A 1,366-nucleotide genomic window follows, 5' to 3' on the forward strand; every position below is an offset into this window, starting at 1 on the left:
TTGACCGGAAATCGGGGAGTGTGAGGGGGTGAGCGCAAGCCCCTACGATTCATCCATGGGGTAAGCTCACCCCCTCACATAAACAACAATTCTTGTGGTACTGTAGGTAATAGGCTAAATAAGCAAGTGTCACAGGCATGATAGTCTACGAGTTCAAAGTTAAAGGAAAACTCAATCAATACCGAGCGATTGATGAGGCAATCCGGGCTGGTCAATTCGTTAGGAATTCATGCTTGCGTTACTGGATAGATAATCGAGGTTTAGGGAGGAAAGAGCTATATCGGTATAACACCGAACTTCGCGCTATGTATCCCTTTGTCAAAGATTTGAACTCCCACGCTTGTCAGACATCTGTAGAACGATGCTGGTCAGCCATTGTTAAGTTCTTTGAGAACTGTAAGAAAAATCTCCCCGGGAAAAAAGGATATCCTCGGTTCAAAAAACGTAGCCGCTCTGTTGAATACAAAACGTCCGGGTGGAAGTTACTAGACCCCAAGCACATTGAATTTACCGACAAAAAAGGGATTGGTAAACTTAAATTGATTGGGACGTGGGATTTGGCATTCTATCTAGTTAAACAGATTAAGCGAGTGAGACTGGTTAGACGAGCTGATGGTTATTATTGCCAATTCTGTATTCAAGTAGATGTCAAAGTTGATGTTGAACCGACAAAGCACAACGTTGGTTTCGATGTCGGACTCAAAGAGTTCTACACAGATTCAGATGGCAATACTGAACCCAACCCACGATTCTACAGAAAAAGCGAGAAACGGATGAAGTTCTATCAACGTCGCGTTTCTCGAAAGAAAAAAGGCAGTGCTAACCGTAAGCGCGCCATTAATAAGCTAGGACGTGTACACCTCAAAATAAGTAGGCAACGTGAAGAACATGCTAAGAGAGTAGCGCGTTGCGTAGTCCTGTCTAACGACATGGTCGCCTACGAAGATTTGAGGATTAAGAACCTGGTGAAAAACCATTGTCTCGCCAAGTCTATTAATGATGCAGGTTGGTATCAATTCAGGAAGTGGTTAGAGTATTTTGGCAAAAAGTTGGGCAGAGTAACAGTTGTCGTTAACCCTGCCTACACAAGCCAAAATTGTTCAAGTTGTGGAACAACGGTCAAGAAATCACTATCAACTCGAACCCATGTTTGTCGATGTGGATGTGTTCTAGATCGCGACCAAAATGCCGCCATCAATATTCTGAATTCTGCTTTAAGTACGATGGGGCACATCGGAACTTGGATCGATAAAGATCCCAACGCTTCGGGAGACCTGAGCACTACTGGGACTGGAGAAATCCTGTCTCAGCAACTTGGGTCGCTGAACGAAGAATCCCCCGGTTTCTAACCGTGGGGAGTGTCAAG

General features: G+C 44.4%; 1 protein-coding gene. It reads left to right on the top strand.

The genetic code is table 11. From position 1 onward, the window contains the following. Positions 1 to 137: 137 nt before the first annotated feature. Positions 138 to 1,349, top strand: coding sequence for an RNA-guided endonuclease InsQ/TnpB family protein (locus F6K38_RS42055; protein WP_287360779.1), 1,212 nt, complete (start codon positions 138 to 140; stop codon positions 1,347 to 1,349). Positions 1,350 to 1,366: the final 17 nt, after the last annotated feature.

Origin of the sequence: Moorena sp. SIO3B2 (assembly GCF_010692525.1) — a bacterium.
Taxonomy (GTDB): domain Bacteria; phylum Cyanobacteriota; class Cyanobacteriia; order Cyanobacteriales; family Coleofasciculaceae; genus Moorena; species Moorena producens.